The 3,865-nt window shown below is 63.8% G+C and carries 1 protein-coding gene and 1 pseudogene; both read left to right on the forward strand.

Annotated elements, in window-relative coordinates; genetic code table 11:
* The first annotated feature begins 172 nt into the window (after positions 1-172).
* On the forward strand, positions 173-3,004 hold the full coding sequence (gene aceE, locus A2J03_RS14030; protein WP_068374905.1) for a pyruvate dehydrogenase (acetyl-transferring), homodimeric type: 2,832 nt from the start codon (positions 173-175) through the stop codon (positions 3,002-3,004).
* A gap of 231 nt (positions 3,005-3,235) precedes the next feature.
* Positions 3,236-3,865, forward strand: a pseudogene (locus A2J03_RS14035) (PucR family transcriptional regulator); the annotation flags it as partial.

Below are 3,865 nucleotides of genomic sequence, written 5' to 3' on the forward strand. Positions count from 1 at the left end.
CGTACATAAATTTCTACTGGTGGGTATTGGGACTCTGTCCGACCTCCGCGATACATCTGTAGGAGAATTGAGGAGAATCACCGGAATGAGGAACGCGGCCCGCCGTCACAGAGCGCGAGTTGCATGGAACGGCCGCCACACCGAGCGACCGCCACATTGAGGAGTACACACGTTGTCCGAGTTGAACCAGGACGATCGGCAGAACACACAGACTGCCGGCAAGCCGAGCGGGCCTACCGGCTCTGACGGTCGGGTACGCGTCATCCGCGAGGGTGTCGCATCGTATCTGCCCGACATCGACAATGACGAGACCAACGAATGGATCGAATCCTTCGACGGCTTGTTGGAGAGGTCGGGCCCCAACCGCGCTCGCTACCTGATGCTCAGGTTGCTCGAGCGCGCCGGCGAACGCCGCGTGGCACTGCCGTCGCTGACGTCGACCGACTACGTCAACACCATCCCCACCGAAAACGAGCCGTGGTTCCCCGGCGACGAATCGATGGAACGCCGCTACCGCGCGTGGATCCGATGGAACGCCGCGATCATGGTGCATCGCGCGCAGCGCCCCGGCGTCGGCGTCGGGGGTCACATCTCGACGTACGCGTCTTCCGCAGCGCTCTACGAGGTCGGCTTCAACCACTTCTTCCGCGGCAAGGACCACCCGGGCGGTGGCGACCACATCTTCATCCAGGGCCACGCCTCCCCCGGTATCTACGCACGCGCATTCCTCGAAGGCCGCATCCCGGCCGAGCGGATGGACGGCTTCCGTCAGGAAGCGAGCCACGAGCACGAGGGCGGCGGACTGCCGTCGTACCCGCACCCGCGCTTGATGCAGGATTTCTGGGAATTCCCGACAGTGTCGATGGGCCTGGGCCCGATGAACGCCATCTACCAGGCGCGTTTCAACCACTACCTGAACGACCGCGGAATCAAGGACACCACCGATCAGCATGTGTGGGCGTTCCTCGGCGACGGCGAGATGGACGAGCCTGAATCGCGCGGCCTCGCACATGTGGCCGCGACCGAAGGTCTCGACAACCTGACCTTCGTCGTCAACTGCAACCTGCAGCGCCTCGACGGCCCGGTACGCGGCAACGGCAAGATCATCCAGGAGCTGGAGTCGTTCTTCCGCGGCGCAGGCTGGAATGTCATCAAGGTCGTGTGGGGACGCGAGTGGGATGCACTGCTGCACGCGGACCGCGACGGCGCGCTCGTCAACCTGATGAACACCACCCCCGACGGCGATTTCCAGACGTACAAGGCCAACGACGGTGGCTACGTACGTGACAACTTCTTCGGTCGCGATCCGCGCACCAAGGAACTGGTCAAGGACTTGTCCGACGCCGATATCTGGAACCTCAAGCGCGGTGGCCACGACTACCGCAAGGTTCACGCTGCTTACGCGGCGGCGATGGCGCACAAGGGTCAGCCGACGGTCATCCTTGCGCACACCATCAAGGGTTACACCCTCGGCAAGCACTTCGAGGGCCGCAATGCCACGCACCAGATGAAGAAGCTGACGCTCGACGACCTCAAGACCTTCCGGGACATCCAGCACATCCCGATCTCCGACGAGGAGCTCGAGAAGGATCCCTACATGCCGCCGTACTACCACCCCGGTGCGGATGCTCCCGAGATCCAGTACATGCTCGATCGTCGCAACAAGCTCGGCGGTTTCGTCCCCGAGAGTCGTGTCAGTGCGAAGCCGCTTCCGCAGCCGAGCGACGACACTTACAAGACGCTCCGCAAGGGCTCGGGCAAGCAGGAAGTCGCCACCACGATGGCGCTCGTGCGGGTGATGAAGGAACTTCTTCGCGACAAGGAGATCGGCCACCGCATCGTGCCGATCATTCCCGACGAGGCCCGCACGTTCGGTATGGACTCGTGGTTCCCGTCGCTGAAGATCTACAACCGTAACGGCCAGCTGTACACCTCGGTGGACTCGGAACTGATGCTCGCCTACAAGGAGAGCTCGGTCGGCCAGATCCTGCACGAGGGCATCAACGAGGCCGGTTCGACATCGTCGTTCACCGCGGTCGGCACCTCGTACGCCACCCACGGCGAGGTCATGATCCCGCTGTACATCTTCTACTCGATGTTCGGTTTCCAACGCACCGGCGACGGTCTGTGGGCCGCAGCCGATCAGATGGCCCGCGGATTCGTACTCGGTGCCACGGCAGGTCGCACCACCCTGACGGGTGAGGGTCTGCAGCACGCCGACGGTCACTCGCTGCTGTTGGCGTCGACCAACCCGGCTGCAGTCGCGTACGACCCGGCGTTCTCGTACGAGATCGCGCACATCGTCAAGGACGGTCTGCGTCGGATGTACGGCGGCACCGAAGGTGTAGAAGGTTTCGGCGGCGAGAACATCTTCTACTACATCACCCTCTACAACGAGCCGTACGTGCAGCCGGCCGAGCCGGAGAACCTCGACGTCGAGGGTCTGCTCAAGGGCATCTACCGGTTCGCAGCCCCGCAGGACGGCGACGGACCGGAGGCACAACTGCTGGCATCAGGCGTCGGCATGGTCTCTGCCCGGAAGGCTCGCGAGTTGCTGTTCGAGGAGTGGGGCGTGCGTTCGGCTGTGTGGTCGGTGACGTCGTGGGGCGAGCTGCGCCGCGACGGTGTCGACGCCGAGCGGGAGTCGCTTCGCAACCCCGGTGCCGACAAGCGCGTTCCGTTCGTCACCTCGGCGCTGGCCGATGCGAACGGCCCGGTTATCGCGTCCTCGGATTGGATGCGTGCGGTTCCGGACCAGATCCGTCAGTGGGTTCCCGGCGATTACGTCACGCTCGGCACCGACGGCTTCGGATTCTCCGACACCCGTCCGGCTGCGCGACGTGTGTTCAACGTCGATGCGGAATCGATCGTCGTCGCCGCCCTGTCGGCTCTGGCTGCGTCCGGCGAGATCGACAAGTCCAAAGCAGTCGAAGCTGCGGAGAAGTACAAGATCGACGACGTGACTGCTGCTCCCACGTCGTTCGCCGACACTGGTTCTGCGTAGCCACTTCGGTGACGAACCTCGCCCGTCCACTGGTGTCCGTTTTCTCGGGCATCGGTGGGCGGGCGTAGGTTTTTCTCATGGTCGACACGAGAGCGGAGCCTGCGGAGTGACCCGAGAGACCAGAGCGGAGCCTGCGGAGTGACGGAGGACAAGAACCTGGACGGTAAGCGTTCCGGTTCCGATCGCGACGGGTACGTCAGCGACAGCTACATCACCGACAACGAGGTTCATCTGCCGGTCAAGGCGCTCACGCCTGCACGACAGAAGCGCGATCCGCTGCCTGACGCCCTACTGCGGCGCGTCAAGCAGTTCTCCGGTCGGTTGTCCACGGAGGCCGTGACGGCCATGCAGGATCAGTTGCCGTTCTTCGGTGGTCTCGACGCGGCACAGCGAGCAAGTGTGCAGTTGTTGATCCAGACCGCGGTGGACAACTTCCTGGAATGGCTGAAGAACCCGCAGAGCGATATCCGGTTCAGCCTCGATGCATTCCAGGTCATTCCGCAAGATCTGGCCCGTCGGCTGACGCTGCGTCAGACGGTCGACATGGTCCGTGTCGCGATGGAGTTCTTCGAACAGTGGCTGCCCGCGCTGGCACGCAACGACCAACAGCTCGTCGCGCTGACCGAGGCTGTCCTGCGATACGGCCGCGAGTTGGGGTTCGCAGCGGCGTCGGTCTATGCCAGTGCCGCAGAATCTCGCGGGGCCTGGGACACACGGCTCGAGGCGTTGGTGGTCGACGCCGTGGTCCGGGGCGACACGGGATCGGACATGCTGTCGCGAGCTGCAACGCTCAACTGGGATGCAACGGCACCCGCCACCGTCCTGGTGGGTACGCCTCCGGACAACTTGGGTGTCTCGGTG

Origin of the sequence: Rhodococcus sp. EPR-157, assembly GCF_001647195.1 — a bacterium.
Lineage (GTDB): Bacteria > Actinomycetota > Actinomycetes > Mycobacteriales > Mycobacteriaceae > Rhodococcoides.